This window comes from Paenibacillus sp. Paensp38, from assembly GCF_059491915.1.
In genome coordinates this window covers 5,586,827-5,609,381 of record NZ_CP168516.1, presented here as the reverse complement: position 1 = coordinate 5,609,381, position 22,555 = coordinate 5,586,827, and the positions used below count along the sequence as shown (strand labels likewise).

The following is a 22,555-nucleotide window of genomic DNA, read 5'->3' as shown; positions in this document are numbered from 1 at the left end:
TGGGGTTAGTGTGCAGCGATTAGGTTCAACTTAGCCAAGAACAATTTGCTATCCCAAACAGTATTTAAGAAAAAGAGCCGCCGAAAGCAGCTTAAATACAAAACAGTTTACTGAACAGTATAACCGCCTCGTACCATAACGACCAGACCAAACTTCTGACCTTCTTTTACTTGAATACCTCTTCCTTCTCTAGGAAACGATAATAAATGATTTTTTTCGACAGCCTGATTATGAACAATTTCCGTTCCAGAAGTAATATCAATAGCCCCACTGGCATCCATACTATACACAACAGCATAACCATTACGTAAAATAAATTCCGAGCCTGCTTTGGCAATCAGTTTTTGACCAGGCTTTACATCAACAACCTTTAAAACCTCTGTCTGCTCTGGTGTGGAAGTTTTTCCTGCACTAGAAGTTCCTGACGCCGTTGTGTTAGAGGTAGCGTTTGTCGCTGGAGTAGTCGAACTAGTGGTTTTACTACTCGTGTTACTTGCGGGCACTCCACCTTTGATTGCCTGGGCAATTTTTTGGTCAACATAGCTTTTGGTTACGACTGGATCATCAGCTGTACCAGGTTGTCCAGAACTGGAGGCTCCATTAACTGAATTGTTCATTAAGGAGCCTGCTACAATTCCTCCCCCAAGTAAAGCTGCAGCCAACGATACTTTATAGCGTGATTTCATGAAGTCCTCCTACAGCAGGTTATAGCAAGTATAGTTAAGTTTTAATTATTGCGCGCTTGCTCCAGCGGAACCTTGCATAGCCCAAGGCTTATTGAAAGCCAGCTTCAAAGTATCAATACTTGAAACTATATCTTCCGCCTGTTGCTCAGCAGTAGTCACTTTCAAATTAGCATCATAAACCTGAAGCTCTGTAGCCAACCCAACATCAAATTGCTTTTTAGCCATATCGGCCGCACTTCTTGCACTCACCAAACCAGCTTGGATCTGTGAGTATTGGCTTTCCAATGCTTTGATGTTGTTATAGATTGTTCTTACTGCTTCTTCGAGTTGTCTCTTTGTGCCTTCTGTAGCATACTGAGCTTTTTCAACATTAAGTTGTTCAGCTTCGTAAGGCGTATTTCCTGGAGTATTGAAGTTGTAAAGCTTTAAGCTCAATTCAGCTAAATCCACTTTTTGCTCACTCAACCAAATGGCAGTGCTGCTAGTAAGTACTTGGCTTACTTTAGTTTCCACATTATCTTTAAACTCAGAATAGACAGGTTTATCCTTCAATTCATAACGTTGCTCAGGTTTGTAACCAATCACTTGGTTCAAAGATACATAAGCACTATCTAGATCTTTTTTTGCTTTTTCTAAAGCAGCTTGATTTTGAGTCACCTGATTGGTTGCTTGTGTAACCTCATAATCACTCGACATTTGATTATCTCTTTTAATTTGTGAAACTTTCAGCTTGCGCTCAGCATCTTCAATATTTAAAGCAGCAAGTTTAACGGCATTTTGCTTTTGAAGGAGTTTGTTATAGAGATCCTTCACATTATATTCAATACCTTCTTTGGTCATATCCAAGTTTTTCTTAGCAGCCTCATAATTTAGATTCGTTTGAGCATAACCTTTGAAAGCTTTGTCTTGTGCTTCATCACCTGCTTCTGCTGGAACAAAGTTAATATCCTTGCCAGCTTCTTTCATGATTTTCCCAGCTTGATCGATATTCGTTGCTGCTGTTTTAACTGTAGTACTATCAGCTATAGCCAGTTTAACTGCATCATTATAGGTCAAAGAATCATTATAGTAGGTATCATAAGTAACTTGGGTCACAGGAGTTGCGAGAGGCTTACTGGACAAACTATTGGTTTGATCGTCCGTAGTACTGCCATTAGCTTGATTAGAAATGGTCACTGTTCGGGTAGCCTGATCCCAATTTACTTTGGCGCCTAATGATTGGCTCACAAAACGTAAAGGAACGAGTACTTGACCCTTTTGAATTTGAGTTGCTGCATCCAGCTGTACAGGATTACTATTTTTATAAGCAAGTTTAGAACCAACATTTAAAGTTAACGTATCATCATTTTTAGATGCTGTCACTTTTTTAGCTTTGCTGTCCCAATCGACCTTCGCACCCAAGCTTTCAAAAACACCACGGAGAGGCACCAAGGTTGTATTTTGACTAACAACCGGGGACTGGGTATATTGCTGAGTTACACCGTTAATAATAACCTTTATATCACCTGGTTGAGCTCCTGCAAGATTGGCGAACGCAGAAGAAAGAACTAATGTGGACAGTACTGCCACTCCAAAACGTTTCATAATTTCTCTCCTTTGTCAATAAGACTAATAAAAGAAAAGGGCTCCAAAAGGAACCCTCTTCTCATCTAATTCAGTTAACTCAAAAGAGTTGCTCTTAAATTAGTTTTTGTTTTCAACAGTAACTGTTTTTGCAGTTGCATCATAAGTGATGGATGCATCCAGCGCTCTGCTCACCCAAGCGATTGGCAGTACAGTACGGTTTTTGTTAGTTACAGCTTTAACGTCCATACGAATCACAGAACCGTTAACAGTCAACAGGTTTGTGTTCAGTTTGATTTGAGCAACAGTGCTACCTTTGATCAGGGTAACTGTGGAAGTTGCTTTGTCAAACAGGATGTTTTGTGGGGATACACCCAGAGCTTCAGCTGCATAACGTACTGGCAAGTAAGTGCGTCCGTTTTCAGCATAAGCAGCTACTTCTGCTGTTTTAGTTTCGCCGTTCACAGTGTAGGAAGTACTTCCCAATGTGAAGACAGCTTTAGTTTTAGTAGCACCTGGAGCTGGAGTTCCAACAGTTGCAATTGCTACTTCAGCAGCTGCAGTGTTGTTATCTTTCCAGTTTTGAGTGTTGTCAGTTGCGCCTTTGTATGCAGTGTAAGATACTGCGCTACCTTTCAGCTTAGCAACGATGTCGCCTTGAGCTACAGTACGGTCAACAGTCAGCTTAGGAGCCGAGATTGTGATTGTACTTGGAGTAGCACTTTCGCTATCGATGTAGAAGCTCAGACGGCCTTTGTTGCTTTCGCCGTAAGTATCAGTAGATACACTCTTCACTTTAACGTCACCAGCTGTAACTTTTACATCTGGAGTAGAAGCAAAACGTACGCCTGTTGGCAATTCCAAGATTACTTCACGGCTACCGTCTTTCTTAACGAAAGCTTCTTTAGCAGCTTCAGTGATTGTGATATCGCCAACTTGTTGATCGCCCAGACCGATTGTCAGGGTTGGTTTGGAAGCAGCAGCCAGAGTAACTGCTTGTTTCACAGTTGCAACCTTAACAGTACCGCTCAGACCTTGGCTACCAGCAACATCAACGTTCAGATCGCCGGAGAAACCTGGTTGCGTTGCAACTTCAACGTTTTTCAGTTTCAAAGTACCAGCGTCAGTTGTGCTGTTAGCACTGTTGAAAGTCAATTTCAAAGTACGTTTGTCAGAGTCAGTGTAGGAAACCTCTGCTCCACCCAAACCGTTAGTGTTCTCCATAGAACCGGAGAAGTTGCTTCCAGGGTTATTGCTTTCAAAAGTCGACTGCCAACGAGCACCTTCAGGCAGACGCAAAGTTACAGTACGTCCTTTTACGAAAGAACCAGCAACAGTTTCTTTAATTGTAACATCACCAATTTTTTGCTCGTCATGACCAGCAAGGATTGTTGATGGAGTAGCAACAGAAACGCCACCACCGATTTGACCGTAGCTACCTACTACGAGGGAGCTAACATCAGTTGTTGCATTACCAGAGATACTAACTGTTACGTCGCCTTCTTTAGCACTGTTTTCATCATCAACATAGAATCCTACAGGCAATTGGAAAGATGTTTGCTGACCACTTACTTTATCCAAGGACAAAGTCAAAGTATCGCCGTCAGTAGAATATTTTACGTTTTCAGGTTTGATATCAGTACCAAACAGAATAGTAGCTGCGGATTTAGGAGCAGAATCCCATTTGAAACCGCTAGGCAATTTCAACTTAATGTTGTTGTTACCCAATGAACCAGCTGTTTCTTCTTTAACTTTCAAAGTTGCAGTAAAGTTTTCTTCACTGGAAACAGTATCAGCTGCACTCAAAGAAATTTGACCGGAAGAAACCACGTTACCAATCACTACTTCGCCACTAGTCAAACCGCTTGCGGAAGCAGCATCAATAGCAACTTTGATAGGTCCATTGCTAGGTCCAGTAACATTGATTTTACCAAAGTTCAGATAAAGATCAGCAGCATCAGCAGAGTTACTGAAATTCAATTCAACTTTTGCAGACTTGTTAGTCAGCTTAGTAACTACAACTGCATCTGCATCTTTATAACCAGTAGACTCAAGGTTTTCAGCGTCGTCGTTATCTTTTGCATCAAGATATACACCCAAACCATAAGTAGCGTCAGTAGCAGTTCTTACGCGACTAACACCGTTTCCAGGGCCAGAAAATTCAAAACCTTTTGGCAATGTTACTGTAAACGATGCACCAGGTCTGATGGAAGCTTGGCTAATACTAACTTTCGCTCTACCCAATTCAACATTGGATTGTGCACTAGAGCCAATACTAGGATTATTCAGGTTCGATAAGCTAGAAGCTGCATGGATTGCAGTTGGTGCAGTCAATGCTGCGATTGGAGCTGCTACACCAGCAACCAATGTTGCTGTTGCCAGCACGTTAATCATTTTTTTGTTAAACTTTGTCATAACCTTTTTTTCTCCTCCTTGAATATAACCAGAAATATTATTTTTGTCTTTTTGTCGGATCTTGTCACTCATCAGTCGTTACACCTCCTTTCCGAGCTTTATGAGAACCCTTATAAAATGATATCTGTGACAATATCACAGAAGCTTGGAATCTAGTTGAAAGAAAGCGTCCATTTATGACGTACTCCAGTATTATACAATGTGATAACAATGCAGTAAAGATTTTTTTTAGCGAATTTTGTCTTTACGCTTTTGTACCCCTTTGTTTCATACTCACCCAATTAGACGTAGCATGGGTTCAAAAAGTTGCGTCCGTTTCAAAAAAAAATTTATTTTTTTGAATTATGTATTCCGCTTTCCACAGTCATAATTATACTCTTGATCCTGTTCCTCCGTCATCCTACAACTTTTACCTCCTCAACCTTAAATGTACAAGGGTTATTTTCGTACATGAAATCGGCCTTTAATGGAGTATATTCGTTAAGAATTATCCATAGAATATATAAAGTACATAAAGTCTATAGATTCCCTTGAAATCTAATACTCTAATACACTTTAAGTAGTAGAAATAACGGAGTAACAGTGATTTACCGTAAATATAGCCGCGACAAATTACTTCACTACATTAATCTTCGCGCCATCCGTAAGCAGACTAACGCCCTTAACGACAACATTTTGTCCTTCAGCAAGCCCCTTGGTTACCTCAACCTGTTTGGCACTTTCCTGACCTGTCTGCACCTCTACCCGCTTAGCCACTGTTCCTTCCACTACATAAGCATACTTTTTCCCTGCCTGCTCCGTAATGGCATCCTGCGATACCAAAATGTTTTTAGGAGCTTCTGATTTCATGTATACAGTTACAACCATCCCTGATTTTAATTCGCCAGAACCATTAGGAACTGATACCTCAACAGGGTATGCCTTCAGATCATTATCCATTACCGGATTGACAGCCGATACTTTGGCCTCAATTCGCTTATTTAACGAGTCCACGCCTACAGTCACAGATGAACCCACCTGCATCTTGAGAAGCTCAGATTCAGAAACGTTAACTTTAGCAATAATAGGATTGGTATTTGCTATTGTAGCAACCGCGGATTGTGCACTAACCATTTGCCCCTGGGTTCCTGTTACTACCGATATCGTACCGGAAATCGGAGCTTTGACCACAGTATCCACCAGTTGGCTACGTGCTGTGTCTAAACTGGACTTAGCTTGATTGACAGAAGCACGAGCTACGTCAATGCCTGTTTTCTGTTGGGCAAGACGTAATGATTTTTGAGCATTGCTATATGTTGTTTGCGCACTTTGCTTGGACGTCTGTGCATTGTGAAGTGTGATCTGTGCATTCTCCACTGCAGTTAAAGCCCTTCTATGCGCTATTTGAGACTGCTCTAACTCAGATTGAGATAGAGCACCCGCACTAAACAACTGTTGGTTGCGGTTGAGCGTATTTTGAGCATCACGCACGGAACTCTGAGCATCGACCAGACTGGTCTGAGCTTGGGTGATGGTGTTGTCTTGCTGGACAAGCGCACTTTTGGCTTGATCCACGCTGGATTCTGCCTGCTGTACCGATTGCGCTGCACCTGACTCTGCTTGTTTTAAATTGGCCAGGGCAACCTGGTAAGACTCCTGGGATTGCTTAATCGAGTCTTGCAAGTCCTTTTGGTCTATAGTAAACAATGTGTCGCCTTTATTTACTTTTTGGCCCACTGTAAGGTTAATATTTTGAATTTTACCACTAATTTTCGGAGACACCTGAGCTGTCTCTTTGGGAGCAAAGCTTCCAATAATACCTGTTGAATCGTTAATACTACCTTTAGCCACTTTTGCTACTTGAACTGGAATGGCTTGCTGCGCCGTAGTTGGTGCGGCAGGGGCCTCTCCCCCACCGCAACCCGCTAATGCAACTGATAAAAGCAAAGTTGTAGCAATCAGAGCACTTTTTTTATTCATTATGTTTCTCCACCTCACCTTATATATGAACACTTTTTTGTAGTTTCGCTTCTTTTTTTAATTCTCTCTTCGCTTGTCTTTTTAATTTCCGATTCTTACGTTTTTGTATCATATTATCCATGATGACGTAGACTACCGGAATAAGAATCAATGTAATAACAGCTGCGAAGGATAACCCGAATACAACAACAACTGCCATCGGTGCTTGTGTTTCGTTCCCCTCTCCTGTAGCGAATGCCATTGGGATCAAAGCTAGTACAGTAGCCAGCGTGGTCATCAAAATCGGACGCAACCGCTCAGACGCTCCATGAATAATAGCTTCATCCCGATCTTGGCCGTCTTTTCGGAGCTGAATTATAAAGTCAATCATAACTATGGCATTGTTGACGACCAAACCGACGAGCATGATGTAACCCGTCAAAGCTGAAACGCTGAGACTCGCCCCGGTTACAGCTAAACCGATAAGCACACCAATTACCGTAGGTGGAACGGAAAACATAATAACAAACGGTGTGAGCAACGATTCGAACTGTCCTGCCATAACCATATAAATGAGCACGACAGATAGCAAAATAGCTATCCCTAAGTTTATAAAAGACTCCATCATTTGTTCAGTTTGCCCACCACCCGTATCTGCACTGTAGCCTTCTGGGAAGTGAGTACTCTTCAAAAGAGCATCTATTTTCTGTTTGACGGTTAGAATGTCCCCTGATCCATCAATATCAGCAGAAATCTGTACTTGACGTGTCTGGTCTTCACGAGTAACAGTATCGGGTACAGTCCGTTTATCAATACTTACTACGGAAGACAAAGGTACATCAATACCTTGTGGAGTGGTAATCCGCAAGGCTTGTAGATTTGACAAATCGTGGCGATTTTGCTCTGGCAATGATATCTTCACATCAATCTGATCTTCACCTGTACGATAGCTTGTGGCGACTGATCCATTAAAAGAAGTATTCACTGCAGATAAGATTTGAGTTGCTGATAAGCCATATCGACTCGCAAGCTCCCGATTAACGGTAATCTCATATTCTTCGCGAACGGCACTCAAGCTACTTTTCACATTGACCGTACCCGGTATTTTTTTCACGTCCGCAACGAGATTGTCCGAGAGTTCTCTCAGGACGTCAATATCGTCACCTTTTAGATTAATGTTAACAGCCGCACCGCTTGAAAGGCCTGTTGTGGACGTCAGTGTAATCTCTGCATCCGGAATACTATCAAATTTCTTACGAAGGCCCTCAACTACAACATCTGTTGGCTGATGCCCATCCTTGAGCGTAACACTTAAATCTGCCGAGTTGGTTGGAGTTGCACCTGAAAAGGCCGAATTGCCACCAGACCCAACTGTCACTGTCATTTTATCCAAATCAGGAACTTTCAATATTTCTTTTTCTATATCTTGAACAACCTTTTCCGTTTCTTCCAAGACCGTTCCATTAGGAAGTTTCACATTAACTGTGAATTCCCCAGTATCGGATGCTGGGATAAATTCAGCCTTAACGAAAGGAACTAGAGCCCCAGCTGCCACGAACATTAATAAAGTAATGATTAACACAGATTTTCTATGGTTGATTCCCCACTTCAGTATACGGCGATACCCACCCTTAAATTTCTCGAAGCCAATATTAAACCACACAATAGGGTTAACACCCTTATAAGTACCTGAAGAGTATATGGATTCATCTGGTATGGTAGGTAGCCAACGTGAACCGAGCATCGGCACAATCAGAAGGGATACGACCAAGGCTGCAATGTGAGAGAAAATAACTGTTAACGCCAACGGTTTAAATAGAACTCCCGCTATTCCATCAACAAAAACAACTGGTAAAAATACTACGATCTGCGCAAGTGCAGATGCCATAACGGCATTACCCACCTGCTTGGAGCCATCAATAGCCCCTTGTAGCATGCTTTTCCCTTCATGTCGTTGTCTAAAAATATTCTCAATAATAACAACAGCAAAGTCGACAAACGATCCTAACCCCAGAAGCAAACCGCTCAATGAAATAACATTAATGGTTTGTCCGGTGAAATACATCATCATAAACGTAGCTACGAAGGAAATTGGAATAACGATAGCAGCAATAATGGTAGAACGTATACTGTTCAAAAATAAAAGTAATACAATGGCTGCGATAATAAGCCCCAATATAGCATGCTCTACTAGTGAGTGTACGGAGTCGCTAATCGGTTTCGAAGCATCTGTTACCATCTCTAATTGAGTTCCCTGAGGCAATTCCTTCCGTATCGAATCTAAACTATCCTTTACAGAATTGGCGATTGAGAGGGTATTCCCCCCTGTGGCTTTAGTAACAGAAATATTGACACTTGGCTTTCCATTAAAAGTAGAAATGGTTGTAACATCATCCAAGGAATCTTCAACTGTCGCAATGTCCTTTAGCTTAACGCTCCCCTTCCCTACTGGAATTGGCGTTTCACCCATTTCTGAAACAGCTTTATATTCACCCTGAACCCGAAGTTGGATTTCTGTATTGCCTCGGTATACTGAACCAGCAGAACCCGCTACGTTATTAGACGATAGCGCTTGGCTGATTTGATCCAGCGTAATACCATAGCTTTGAAGCTTGGCTTGATCTACAGTAATCTTCACAAGCCGTTCTTGCCCGCCTGACATGCTGACTGAAGCTACTCCCGCAATTCTTTCAAGTCGCGGCTGAATAATATCCTTAGCAATAGGCTTCAGCTTGTTAACATCCTGGTCCCCTGTAAAGGAGAGTGTAATAACCGGCGTTGCATTAAAATCCAATTTAAGTACGCGCGGCGAATTTGCCGCCTTTGGAAGAGATCCTCGAACTCCATCAATTTTATCTCGCATGTCGAGGGTTGCTTGATTGATATCTACTCCCCAATTAAATTGAATGATGACCATAGATGATCCTTCTGAAGATTCGGACTGGATCGTATCTACATTCTCAATAGAAGCCAGACTCTTTTCAATAGGTTTGGTCACCAATTCCTCAACTTCCGTTGGTGTCGAGTTCGGAATACTGGTCGCTACCACAGCGATAGGCAACTTCATATCCGGCATCTGCTCGACAGGAAGCCTTAACGAAAAAATACCGCCCCCGATTAGCAAAGCAATAATTAACATAAATACTGTTACAGGACGGCGTATTGAAAACTGAGACATCTCATCACTCCCCACTCACTTCTCTATGTAATATTTAAGCACACACATCCACTACTACGATGAAATAAGCGTAAAGTTTCAGATAAATGCGCAAAAAAAACATATAAAAAAATAATAAACACATTTTGAGATAAAAGCTTAAAAAAAAGAAATTAATTACAGACGTTTAAGCTAAATCCAAAATAAAAAACGTTGTAAGGCTAATCCAAAGTTCTTACCTCATTGATATTATGGCATAGGCCCTTAATTCCAGTCAAATAGCTGATTTATAAAAAACATCCCTCTCATGTATATGAAAGGGAATTTCCATTTCGCATGGAGGGATGTTTAATAATTTCAGGTGTTTTGTTAATTAGATTTTAGGAAGCAGCTTTTTATCAGCCATAACTTTAGCTACAATAATGGCTGCATCTCCACGCAAGGTCAGGGAAGTAGGATTAAACATATATCCTTTTTTCAGATCGCTTGCATCAACAGGTGAACCCGTAATAAAGCCTTTCTTGGCAATAGCCAACACAGATGCCTGTGCATAGTAATCAATTTTGTCCGCATCTTTAAAGGTCTTAGACAGATTCTTCATGATCTTGTCATGATCTGTTTCAAGCTTCAAATTCAATGCCTTAGCGATAATGACTGCTGCATCTTGGCGTGTGATTACATCTTCCGGCATAAAGATTCTTGGTTGCGAACCTTTGACAATACCAGCGCGTGCAGCTGTTTCAATATAACGATAATCATAGAGCGCATCTGCTGATATCGTATTTGGAATAGACACGTCGTCAAAATGCTTCGCTCCGCTGAAATTAAGCGGAATTTGCAGACCTTTGACGATCATAGACGTAAATTCGCCTCTTTTAATGTAGCTGTCGGGTCCAAAGCTATTAATTGGATCCATTGGGTTCATGACACCTTTAGCCAAAATGGCTTCGATGTAATCTCTGGCGTATTTGTGCTTAATGACATCACTATACGTTTCTCCAACTTTAGCAACTACATAGTAACCGAAACGATCAAACGGTACTTTAATGGTGTGTTTTTTCGGATCCACCACACCACCAATGTTCTGCCAGTCTTTAAGATCAGAATCAAAATAGAACACCGACATTTGTTTCCCTGCATCTTGAGCAATACTACTATCATACGTCAGCGTCAATGTAGCACGCTTGGAAGGTACTAACTCGTTAGATGGGTCACGCCAGTAGAAGTTTTTGATCTTGCTGCTGTCATTTTGCGACTTGTTAGCCAATTGATAAGGATCAGCACCATATGTCACTGGATCGTAAGCATCCGTTTTGATATCATCTGCGGTACCTGGGTCAATCCAGAATACTGGACTGGACTTGGTAAAACGACTTGGGAAATCCCGGTTGAAGTATCTACTTCCGTCTGCAATCAAGCTCCGCATATCGGACAATGCTTTTTCAGTTTCAAATTCATGACGGTCTACCACACCATCTTCGCTATTTGCTATCGCAAAGTACAAAGTATGCCCAGAGAAAACCTGGTTTTTGAATTGCTGTGGTTGATCGTAATCCCGGCGAATTAGACTCGTTCCCTTCGCAAAAGCAAGTGTAAGATTACCATCGAACACTTTGTGCGATGTTTTCATCGCTTCCATGTACTGCTCGCCAGGAATATTTGTAGGCACATATTTAACAGTAATGGTTTGTTTTAGTTTTTCCTTGCCTACTGTAACCACTACATCAATTTTATTATCTTTGTTAGCTTTTAGACCTGTAACGATGGCTTTGTAAGTTGATGGGTAATCAACAGTACCATCATAGTCAGAATCAAATCCTTCTTGAACCGCTTTTTCCTTACCTACCATAACACTATCTGCGTTACCTGCGTTTACAACAACTTGCACAAAGTTTTGATTCACGATCCGTTTTTCAGGAAGCGGACGCAAGATATCAAAAGATGTGGATTGACCGGATACTTGCAGTCGGAAAGTAGCAAACGGCCCGCTCTTGCCACTGTTGTACAAGGTAATGTTATAAGCTACTGGTGTTCCATCTTGCGAAATAGTTTGGTTTTTCAACACAAAGCTGAAATACTTTTTGTCCGGATGGTAGTACACAAGCAGGTCTTTTAAATCTTTATTAGTAAATTTATCTGTAGTAGAACCGGAATTATATGTTGTCTTAGCATCTTCTGCTGAGAAAAACTCGTTACTCAACGTCCAGTTGAATTCACTGTCATCCGATCCCTTAATCTCCAAAATATATTGATCTTTATTGGCAATATCACTTAACGAACCATTTACCTGATCTGCTTTACCCAAATCGGCAATACTGAAAGTACCAAATACATTGATATTTTTCAGAGATGTATTGTAGTTAGTATCATCCACTTTGGTGAAATTAGCATCTTTTGATTTCGGAGCAATTTCGCTATACTTCGGTGTATTGCTCAAGCCGCTAACTGGTGTAAAAGGGATGATTCCTTGTGTATTTGGAACAGGAATTACTGGAATATTCGTCTGTGTAAAGTTTACTTTTACCGTATTGCTGTACTCAATACCTGGCTTGTACACAAACTTGATTTCATTATTCCCGTTCGCCAAGGCATTGGCTGCGGCTGTCTCTGAGGAAGCAGCAAGCTTGAAGTCCGCTCCTGAACCATCCAGATCAACCAATACATTATTAACATACAGGAATACATTTCGGTTACTTCCAGTGTAATGAATATCCGCTGCGTTGCTCACATCAAGCAATTTACCTTTAAAGTAGCCCAGTTGAGTCAATTTATAGGTATTCAAGTTTGAGCTGGATGTATTTAACGGAATTTGTTGCCCATCATAAATCGTATCGTATTTCATGAACGGACCCTGCAACAGATTCACCGTTGCTTTAATTAATTTGGTCGAGTCGCCATTCAGGTAAAAATTCAGTACGTTTTGTCCTTCTTTAGGCAAAGTGTCTACATAAGCAACGATTTTCTTCACTTGTGTTGACTTACCATTGATTGTCCGAATCACATCTTGAGGTGATCCTACAGTATGAACTGACACACCAGAAAGTTCACTAATTGAAGAAGGTGCACCGTTAACAACGATGAACTCCATACCAACAGGAACAGATGGAGCATCTGTAGTCTTGTTCTTCATAGAGCTTCCAGTTAATTTCAGAGCTTCATCTATAGCAGCTGCTTGATCAGACCCGCTTCCCTTAATTCTGCTCAACAATTGATTATTAAAATCAGGAAGATAGTTAATATCATCAATATACGGCTGAGTGCTGCTGCGCAATGTAAATTGGACAGCCGATGGAGCTGGAGGTGTACTGCTATCCGTATAGGTTATGCCCAGAGATGCCCTGGTCAAATGATCAATAACAGCTTCTGAAGGTACAGTCACCTGAAATGGATATACTTTATAACCATTTGATGTAACCACATTTGCAGTATCAATTGTGGCATCAACTCCAGTCGCACTACCCACAGCGCTACCATTGTTACTCACATCGGTAAAACGCGCATTGATTGTGGCAACTCCTGGATCGGTTGGACCGCCTGGCACCAAAACATTACCTTTTAAAACCACACCACTTGTAGACGATACGGTAAAGTCAGGCGAAGTGGTCAGATCGGCAGAAACATTCCCATCCTTGTTCAAGGTCAAATCAGAGAATTCCGGTTTTCCCGTATAAATCGTAATTTCACGTGTAACTGTAAGAGCCTGAGTTCCGTTATTCACTTTAATATTCACTATATTTTTACCTGGACTGAGTACAACACTACCTGTTAGTTTATAGCCAGTGTAAGAGGATACATTATACGTATTACTGCTTTTTGCAGACGTAAGCGTTACACTGTCGGCATTAGGCGCCGTACCTTGAATGACTACTTTAACATCATCCGTACCGCTATTGCGAGCGTCTGTTAACACAGCTGTCTGGTTCTCTACTAATTGTTCTGTTTCACCATTCAGCGTAGCAGACAGATCATAAACCTTGGGTCCATCCTGGTACTCTACGTAAATAGAATCCTTCATCTCAGCCGAGTTTTGGCTACTTTGGAATGTAATTCGGTTCAAACCAGGAAACAGTTTGATGTCTGTAATTTGAAGTGTAGAGCCACTGACCGTAATTCCGCCTTTTTGACTCTCATTTTTATTCACCACATTAAGGGTCGTTCCATTTTTAGAGAGCTGGAATACACTATATGATATCGTGCTTCCGTTCACTCCGTTAATCGTACCGTTAACTGTAATACGGTCGGTGTTCACCGATCTGGCCGAATCCGCATCATACTTCTCATTTGGAAAAATGAAATAAGTTCCTGTCGCAGCATGAGCCGTACCTACCAGGGCCGCCGGCACCAAGCCAATGATGAGACCAACCGTCAGCAACATGGATAGCAATCGTTTCAAATCATTGTCCTCCTTTGATTCTGTCGCACCTTGGGGTACGTAATCATTCAATACTTTTTTTATCGGTAGTAAACATACAAAAAATTAGTAAATTCTCAAAAAAGGAGGGAGTTTTTTTACAGCAAACATCAAAAAAGCCTTCAAACCCGCGGTATACCGCCAAGCTTGAAGGCTTACTTTTAAATTAAAATTATAATTTCGAACGCGTCTGGGAATCTGGCTTAGCCAACAACCGAATCAGTGTGTTAATAACTGGGCGTTTGGTTTTGCCAACAAGACCAATAACCTCTGCACCGATCTGTAGGAAGAACATCATAATACAAATCACGACAAAGGTGACCCAGTTCGCTTCATTAAGCGCAGCAGACGATTGAATCACGGCCAATACACCGAAAAATGCAGCAATACCGTAGATAATCAACACCGTCTGTCTGTGACTGAAACCTAGTTCGCGTAGGCAGTGATGCAAATGACCTTTATCCGGAGAGAAAATCGGTTTTTTCTGCAACTTGCGACGAATGATAGCAAAGAATGTATCTGACAATGGTACACCGATAATAATCAATGGCGTAATAAAAGATACGATAGCAATTTGCTTGAAACCAAGCATGGATAGCATGGCCAGACAGAAACCTAAAAATAATGACCCTGTATCACCCATAAATATTTTTGCAGGATGAAAGTTAAAAAATAGGAATCCGATAATACTGCCCAGCAGCACAAGACAAAGCATAGCTACCATGTAATTACCCATCAATATCGACATCACAAAAATAGTTCCAATCGCAATGCCTGAGACACCTGCAGCCAGTCCATCCAGACCGTCAATCAAATTGATGGCATTCGTTACACCTACGATCCAAAAAATCGTAAGTGGAATGGAAATCCAGCTTTCCAAAGATGAGTATGCATCCTGAAAAGGTACATTTACAAAATCTACACGAATATCAAAAGCAAACACGACCATACACGCAACGGCAATTTGAGCCAAAAATTTCAATTTTGCATTGAGATCGAAACGATCATCGAGAGCACCAATCAGTGTAATCAGCGTACCGCCAATCAGAAAGGCTGCGATAAAGTTAATATCCCGAGAGGACAGCATTCCGTCAGGCACAAAAGGTAACACCGCCAATAAGGACAACAGAAATGCCAAGAAAATCCCCAGTCCGCCAAGACGCGGCATAATTCGGGTATGTACTTTTCGGGCATTCGGTACATCGACGGCTCCAACCTTCACAGCGAATTTCTTGACGAGCGGTGTCAGTAACAGCGCAAGTCCCAGTGCCATGATGAACCCAATAATATAGATCAATAACATTTGATCATTCGACCCCCAATTTTAAAGCAATCCCTTTTCAGATGTAACCGCATTGAATTATACTCTGATCAAAAATAAATACCAAGCTTCATATTCTGGCAAATTAGCGGGTTTTGGAGGCAGATTCAAGCTATTTATCACACTTTTGTGACGTTTTCTTTTTCGCGCATCACTTTCGCGGCGAATTTCGGCAGCGCAAGCATTCTTTTGTAACGGCTTGGCTCTTTGAGGAGTCTATATAACCATTCAGCCCGTAGCTTTTGAAACAATTTAGGTGCGCGTTTGGTTCTGCCTGATATAACATCGAAGCTGCCGCCAACCCCCATCATCACCGGTACACCCAACTTTTCCTTATATTTACCAATCCAGGGTTCCTGTGTGTCCGCTCCACGTGCTACAAACAATAAATCAGGATTTGCTTCACGAATAGCTGCAATTACGGCTTCATCCTCTTTTGGTCCAAAAAAACCATCACGCTTGCCACAAACCGTAATTGCGGGATAAAGCTCATGTACCCGCTTTGCGGTGGCTTGAATCACCTCAGATGTTGATCCCAGTAAATAAACCTTCCAATGATAGTTTTCGCCAGCTGCAAGTAATTCATGTAACAAGTCAAAGCCCGCTACACGCTCAGGTACAGGATGTCCTACATAGTTTGCAGCCCACACTACGCCGGTCCCATCCGGGACAATCAGCTCCGCCTGTTTCATAACGTTCATGTACACTGGATCTTCCAATGCTGCCATTACCATTATCGGATTGGCAGTGATCACTTGATGGGGCCGGCGAGACTCCACTGCTTGAATTAATACATTTAATGTATCTTTCATATTAAGCCTTGATACCGGAACACCGAAAATCGGGACGGTAGGCACATTCGTAACCTTATCAACTGTCACTGTATCCATCATCCTTTGCGACACAAGTAATTAACGATATGCTGCGCCGGTAAGCGAGCCTCACTTTTTAACAAAGCAATGGCCGCTCCCTGGCTCTCGATCCATTGACTTCGCTGATCCAGCAACCGCATAGACTCATTAGCCAGTTTTTGTCCATCCAGTGCCTCTGTAGTGCCTACAGGCTGGCTACCGACACGGCTGAGGAAATGATCAATTTTAGGATCATAGGATATCCCCAACGGAGGCACCTGATGGGATGCTGCATAGATCAAGCTGTGTAATCGCATCCCGATCATCAAACTGCAACGACTCACTTCCAAAAGCATCTGTTGAGGATCGGTGACTTGATCACACATGCTTACAAGGCTTCCCGTCCCCCTAATATCCCCCAACAAATCCATTACCATCCTTGAAGCCTGCTCGTCATCAGGCAGATGAAAAGGTAAAAAACGTAAGTGTACACGGCGCTCAGCAGCTAATTTTTTTAAGCCCTCCGCGATAGCCTTCAAATCGCGGCGTTCCTTATCCCAGTAACGTACAGATACGCCAACGATCGGGGGTTGATCCTGATCAGTCTCAGTTGCTGCTTTATGCAGCTCGGAACCTCGGGGTAATGGAAGCCCCATTACCGGATCAGGAACAACTTCGACAACCGGGTTCTTTAGTTTCATAGTATCCAGTAGTGCGGCAGACTGCTCATCTCTTACAGAAACATATTCACAGCGCTGAAACACAGAACGGATCATAGGATAAAATATCTTCCGTTGTACTGGACCAATGCCCTGAGCATATACAAACGTCGGCTTTCCAGCCCATTGGGCCAGTTTCAGAATCGCCAGATAATACGGAATACTTTTAGGGCTTGTTGCATCCTGGAGCAGACTCCCGCCGCCACTTATTAGCCCATCGCTGTTTTTAATCGCTCTACGAACTTCCCCCAAACTCATCCGCGGTACAGCTTCTACTCCGTACATTTTCTGTGTCCAAGCAGGGTCAGAAGATAGAACAACAGGCTTGACCGTGATACCCGCCTGACGGCTCTCCTCCTCTAAAGCTGTCAAAATCGACTTGAGCACCGCCTCATCCCCACTATTGTGAAAGCCGTAATAACCCGAGATGATTATCGTTTGAGCTGTGGTGACCATTTCTTCCAACACCCTTCCAGCACTTGCCACACGACAATTGCGATGATTCCCAGCACCAGACCGAAGCCCAATCCTAACAGCCCGCGACTAAGCGACAGTGCCGCTGGAGAGTGAATGTGAGCAAAGGTATCCACCATAGAGGCTTGACCAATAGCAGCTATAATCAGCAAATAGATTGCTTTGCGATATTTCAAACTCAAGAACGCTCCTGCAATAAACAGTGGGTGAGCCATCAAAAATTCCTTATTGCGTGGACGTACACCAAACGCATTTTCAAGGAAGTTCCGGAATGCCAGCTCCGTATTCGACACTGTGCCCGCATTTCCAGTACGAGTCAAATAGTAATAACCTGCGGCTGCGATAACAGCCAGTGCGATCACCCACAATACAGTAATCGGCGTACGTAGCAGCTTGGAAATTTCCTCTCGTATAGAAACGCCACGATAAAAGAAAATATATATCGCTGCCAAGAAGATCGGCAGAATGTGAAGCAAGCTTACACCTCTGAATTGGTTCAGCACAAGGCTGTAAGCAATATTATTCAACAGAGCAATAACAAATGGTACTGCAGCCAGCGACAAAATCGCTGTCCGTACGTACAGTATAAGCGTTTGAATCAAACGCTGACCTGCAGAAAGTTCAGACCCCTGTTCACGTTTAATTCTAATCGTGTGCACAGCAATGATCATTGCAACCGTTGGTCCGCTAATCGCCGCGAGTAGGGCTAGACCTTGCTCCATCAAGCTGGAGTTCAAAACATAAAGTCCTGCTGAACCTACCAAACCGAGTGCAAATGCCAGCAAAGTCAATGCCGGGACGAAATAGGACACCATAATGGAGAAGAATGCCAGTGCACCTAGTACGACAATCATTTTCAGATAGCGCTGAATGGACGAATCGACTACTTGGAATGGTTCAGCCTGTCCGAGTTCAAACCCCTTTTTCTCCATCCGTTGTACAGCGTTACCCGGCTTGTCCAAGCTGTGGATCAGGTTATCTACCGAATCCTTCACCTTGGCTTCAGCAATACTACGGCTAGGCGCGGTATTCAGATACAACATGCGAATATTACGATCCTTGGTAGCCAGAGCAAAACGATCGGCCAACGTTTCCACATCCAGCGTTGCATCTTTATCGCTCAATGAGTATAAACGCACAACGTTATAGTGGATATCGTAAGCGAGCTTATTGAAGCCTGCTTGCGGTTTTTTTAAGTTTTCGATAGCAGCTAGGCCAATATCGTATTTGTTCAGCAATTTAGCAAATGCCGCTAAGCTATGCTCTTTCTCGTTATCGGTGAAGCCTTTGACTGAATCACCTTCAAACAAAATGCGTTTTACACCATTCTGCTGAAAGGAAGCAAGCATCTCTTCTGTCAACTCCTGGTTGTAAGGAAGACTGTCGCTCATCCGTGGAACAATAAAAAATCCTTTGCTCCGAAGCTGCTTCATCGCAATCGGGTCAGGCTGCATGGGCTTGAGGTACGCATCCTCTGGAGATGTTTCCACAACTAACCCTTCCTGTCCCTGATAAGTCCAAGGTTTTACATTTATGTCCAGGCTTGTAAACGTACGTAAAATTAACGGCTTTAATGCCTCCGCATTTTCTTTGTCAGCAAAAACAATATACGTAAAATTCTCATTTGCAGGTGAAAGCCGTTTTTCCATATCGGCAACGTTCTGAGTCGTATAGGTTACGACACGGCCCGCTTTACGAAAATCATCCAACGTACTTTCATACATCGCCATGCTGTTCACACCCGCCTGCTGTAAGCGGTCAAGCTGCTCATTCAGATAGTCCTGCGGATGAGCCTGATACGAGGCTGCCTCCGTCAAATCCCGATAATCGAATACAATCTCTACTTTTTTACTCGAGGATTCTGTCTTCACACGATCGGCGATGACTGGAATGGAAGCCAGCAAGCCGACAGCCACCAAAATCCATAACCATTTTCGAGAAGCCGTATTCCAATACTGCCATTTCTGATACACCAAAGAACCTCCTTAATATTCGGGATTTTGCAAAATTCAATGCTGCCCACCTTGTCGTACTCAGCCTTTTGGTAGGTCACTCATTGAATTTTGCAAAATCCTCCGCTGCCGGAATAAGCCTATTTTCCCCAAAGCCTCTTCCAGGTTATTCTGCAATACAGAAATGACCTCCACGGCGTACTGCCCTTTGCCGTGAGAGGTCACCGATTACTATATCTTATCCAATTACCTTAACCTATTCTATTATAAAGGGATTTTTCTCAAGCGTCTACGCGAGACATAACAGCATCGACCAGGTGGCTGATTCTTTGCTCCGCGTCTGATAGCGAGGAACCGCGTACCGCAAAGTATACTTTGATTTTCGGCTCTGTTCCCGAAGGGCGCAGGCAAAACCACGAACCGTCCTCCAGTAAGAATTTGAGTACATTTTCCTGTGGAAGACCGTCCAGACCTTGTGAGTAGTCCAGTACCTTATCTACCTTCACGCCTGCAATCTCTTGAGGCGCGTTGCTACGCCAATCGGTCATTTTGCCCTGAATCTGTGCCACTCCATCCTTACCCTTAAGAGTACGAGACTCCAGCTTCTCAAGGAAGTAGCCAAACTGCTCGTACAGCTCTTGTAAAACATCATAGAGCGTCTTACCTTGTGTGCTGTAATAAGCAGCAGCTTCAGCGATCAGCATAGCCGCCAAGACAGCATCCTTATCGCGAGCATAATTACCTGCCAAATAACCATAGCTCTCTTCATAGCCAAACAAGTAGGTGTACTCGCCAGTTTGGTCAAACTGGTTCATTTTCTCGCCAATATACTTGAAGCCAGTTAGCGTGTTAAACACGGTTGCTCCAAAATGTTCAGCAATGACTGCACCCATTTCGCTGGTTACGATGGTTTTGATAACAGCCCCATTATTCGGAAGCTTGCCTGTTTCTTTCAGCTGATTCAACAAGTAGTAAACCATGATCGCACCAGACTGATTACCGGACAATACTACATATTCGCCATCACGGTTTTTCACAACTGCACCCATACGGTCAGCATCAGGGTCTGTTCCGATCAACAGATCTGCACCAATTTTCTCACCCAGCGCAATTGCCAGTTTAAACGCATCGCGTTCTTCTGGGTTTGGCGACTTAACAGTCGAAAATTCAGCATCTGGCAGCTCTTGCTCAGGCACAATATGCACCTGTTCAAAACCGATTTTCTCCAGTACGCGACGAACCGGTACATTTCCAGTGCCATGGAGAGGCGTAAACACAACTTTGAAATTTTTGCCTGGTCCGGCTGCAATCAGCTCACGGTTCACACTCACACTGGCTACCGTATCTACAAACGCTTCATCTTCCTCTTCTCGAAGCCAAACCAACAATCCCTGTGCCTCTGCTTCCTCACGTGTCAGACTGCGAATGTCAGCAAAAGAAGGAACCTCACGGATATAACTAATTACCTGTTCAGCCTGATCAGGAACAAGCTGACCCCCTTCATCGTTGTATACCTTGTATCCATTATACTCAGGAGGATTGTGACTGGCTGTTACAACGATCCCTCCACTGGCTCCCAAATGACGTACACTAAACGAAAGCTGTGGCGTTGGACGCAAGGAAGGGAACAATTTAGCCACGATACCATTGCCCGCCAGCACCAAAGCTGCATCCAGTGCAAACTCTGGTGAAAAATGACGCGAATCATGCGCAATGACAACCGAAGGTTTGCCTTCTTTACCAGCATGCTGTTCTAAAATATAGCGAGCCAGACCTTGAGTCGCACGTCCAATGACGTAACGGTTCATCCGGTTACTCCCTGCTCCGATCACTCCACGCAGACCGCCTGTGCCAAATTCCAGCTCTTTGTAAAAGCGATCCTCCAGTTCCTGCTCGTTGCCTTCCAATGCGCGCAACTCCTGTTTGGTTTCTTCATCAATATAAGGGTCTTGCAGCCAGCTCTCAATGCCTTCTAATGCTTTTTTACTCAACTGCGTCATACGGAATTTCCCCTCTCCATTTTTGGTTTATCAAAACAGGATTTCTATGTACACTTGCACTCGGTTCAGACCTCGTGCTTATGTCGGCAGAGCTTTATTTATTGGGGAGGGTCAGATAGAGCAAACATAATTTCGCCCTCAGCTACTACCGTATCGCCTACTTTAGCCGTAGCTTTCCCTTTGCCAAATGCGCCTTTGGAACGAGTGATTTCCACTTCAAGCGTTAACGTATCACCAGGAACCACCTGTCCTCGGAAACGGAAACCATCCAATCCTGCCAAGAACCCGATTTTGCCACGATTGCTCTCTAGGTGCAGTAATGCGACTGCCCCAACTTGAGCCAGTGCTTCGGTAATCAACACACCAGGCATAACGGGATACCCCGGAAAATGTCCAATGAAATGAGGCTCATTCATCGTTACATTTTTAATGCCTACTGCTCTTTTCCCTTCCTCCAGCTCAATAATACGATCCACCAATAAAAATGGCGCTCGATGTGGGATAATCTCCTGAATTTGATTAACATCCAATTGCAATTTGTCCATTTACCTTAATAACTCCTCCCGCTTGCAGGTCTGACTCTGTATCAATCATGAGTTACTGCAAGCATAATATTACCCCGCCTACGCTGTATAAAAACAGCTCTTGGCGGCAACAATGTTAGATATCCTTCACCTACTGCAGAAGTGGAGGTTGAGATAAGGGGCTTTTTCCGCCGGTTATGCAACCTGAGGCGCGAAGAAGCCCTTTTGCCCGTGCTTGGTTTTACCCCGCAGTGTTATAAACTTCCCCATCATTATACAGTTATCAGATGCAAAAAGAAAATTACGCGGAAGTACCATATTGGGTGCTCCTATTATGGGGGTGAAGCGAAGTTTGACTTGAGCCAAGGGGGGGGAGGGCTACGTGATTTTTTTGATCTTCCGATCGCTGTTGCCCCTTAATTTTTTCATTTTATAAAACCTGCAAGGTTAAAATTTAGGGGCAAAGGCGAACGCTATCGCTTCTCCAGATTCAAATAAACCCCTCCGCCAAGTTACTTTTGGCCCAAAAGGAAAGCTCGCTTCA

General features: G+C 43.1%; 12 protein-coding genes. All 12 read right to left on the bottom strand.

Annotation, left to right across the window (positions count from 1 at the left end; all coding sequences use genetic code 11):
* Nucleotides 1-107: 107 nt before the first annotated feature.
* The 12 genes from ACEN8J_RS24905 to fabZ all read right to left on the bottom strand — a co-directional run bounded on the left by ACEN8J_RS24905 (nucleotide 108) and on the right by fabZ (nucleotide 22,032).
* A complete protein-coding gene (locus ACEN8J_RS24905) occupies nucleotides 108-686 on the bottom strand; it encodes a hypothetical protein (protein WP_029514600.1) in 579 nt (192 codons plus the stop codon).
* A 45-nt stretch (nucleotides 687-731) separates the two neighbouring features.
* On the bottom strand, nucleotides 732-2,270 hold the full coding sequence (locus ACEN8J_RS24900) for a stalk domain-containing protein (protein ID WP_495594099.1): 1,539 nt from the start codon (nucleotides 2,268-2,270) through the stop codon (nucleotides 732-734).
* Nucleotides 2,271-2,369: 99 nt separating this feature from the next.
* Nucleotides 2,370-4,736, bottom strand: a complete 2,367-nt coding sequence (locus tag ACEN8J_RS24895; RefSeq protein WP_495594098.1) for a copper amine oxidase N-terminal domain-containing protein — start codon at nucleotides 4,734-4,736, stop codon at nucleotides 2,370-2,372.
* 540 nt (nucleotides 4,737-5,276) lie between these two features.
* Nucleotides 5,277-6,623, bottom strand: coding sequence for an efflux RND transporter periplasmic adaptor subunit (locus ACEN8J_RS24890; RefSeq protein WP_340933434.1), 1,347 nt, complete (start codon nucleotides 6,621-6,623; stop codon nucleotides 5,277-5,279).
* A 19-nt stretch (nucleotides 6,624-6,642) separates the two neighbouring features.
* Complete coding sequence (locus tag ACEN8J_RS24885) at nucleotides 6,643-9,780, bottom strand: efflux RND transporter permease subunit (protein ID WP_495594097.1); 3,138 nt, start codon at nucleotides 9,778-9,780, stop codon at nucleotides 6,643-6,645.
* A gap of 352 nt (nucleotides 9,781-10,132) precedes the next feature.
* Nucleotides 10,133-14,152: an S-layer homology domain-containing protein gene (locus ACEN8J_RS24880; RefSeq protein ID WP_165146190.1), complete on the bottom strand. Its 4,020-nt coding sequence runs from the start codon at nucleotides 14,150-14,152 to the stop codon at nucleotides 10,133-10,135.
* 190 nt (nucleotides 14,153-14,342) lie between these two features.
* Complete coding sequence (locus ACEN8J_RS24875) at nucleotides 14,343-15,473, bottom strand: glycosyltransferase family 4 protein (protein WP_029514606.1); 1,131 nt, start codon at nucleotides 15,471-15,473, stop codon at nucleotides 14,343-14,345.
* A 137-nt stretch (nucleotides 15,474-15,610) separates the two neighbouring features.
* Nucleotides 15,611-16,372 (bottom strand): WecB/TagA/CpsF family glycosyltransferase, encoded by a 762-nt coding sequence (locus tag ACEN8J_RS24870; protein WP_029514607.1) that lies wholly within the window; start codon nucleotides 16,370-16,372, stop codon nucleotides 15,611-15,613.
* 8 nt (nucleotides 16,373-16,380) lie between these two features.
* Nucleotides 16,381-17,517 (bottom strand): polysaccharide pyruvyl transferase CsaB, encoded by a 1,137-nt coding sequence (gene csaB / locus ACEN8J_RS24865; protein WP_495594096.1) that lies wholly within the window; start codon nucleotides 17,515-17,517, stop codon nucleotides 16,381-16,383.
* Nucleotides 17,493-19,508 (bottom strand): DUF5693 family protein, encoded by a 2,016-nt coding sequence (locus ACEN8J_RS24860; RefSeq protein ID WP_165146184.1) that lies wholly within the window; start codon nucleotides 19,506-19,508, stop codon nucleotides 17,493-17,495. The genes csaB and ACEN8J_RS24860 overlap by 25 nt, the downstream gene beginning before the upstream one ends.
* 260 nt (nucleotides 19,509-19,768) lie before the next feature.
* Nucleotides 19,769-21,487 (bottom strand): phospho-sugar mutase, encoded by a 1,719-nt coding sequence (locus tag ACEN8J_RS24855; protein ID WP_495594095.1) that lies wholly within the window; start codon nucleotides 21,485-21,487, stop codon nucleotides 19,769-19,771.
* A gap of 98 nt (nucleotides 21,488-21,585) precedes the next feature.
* Nucleotides 21,586-22,032 (bottom strand): 3-hydroxyacyl-ACP dehydratase FabZ, encoded by a 447-nt coding sequence (fabZ, locus tag ACEN8J_RS24850; RefSeq protein ID WP_013312312.1) that lies wholly within the window; start codon nucleotides 22,030-22,032, stop codon nucleotides 21,586-21,588.
* Between the last annotated feature and the right edge of the window lie 523 nt (nucleotides 22,033-22,555).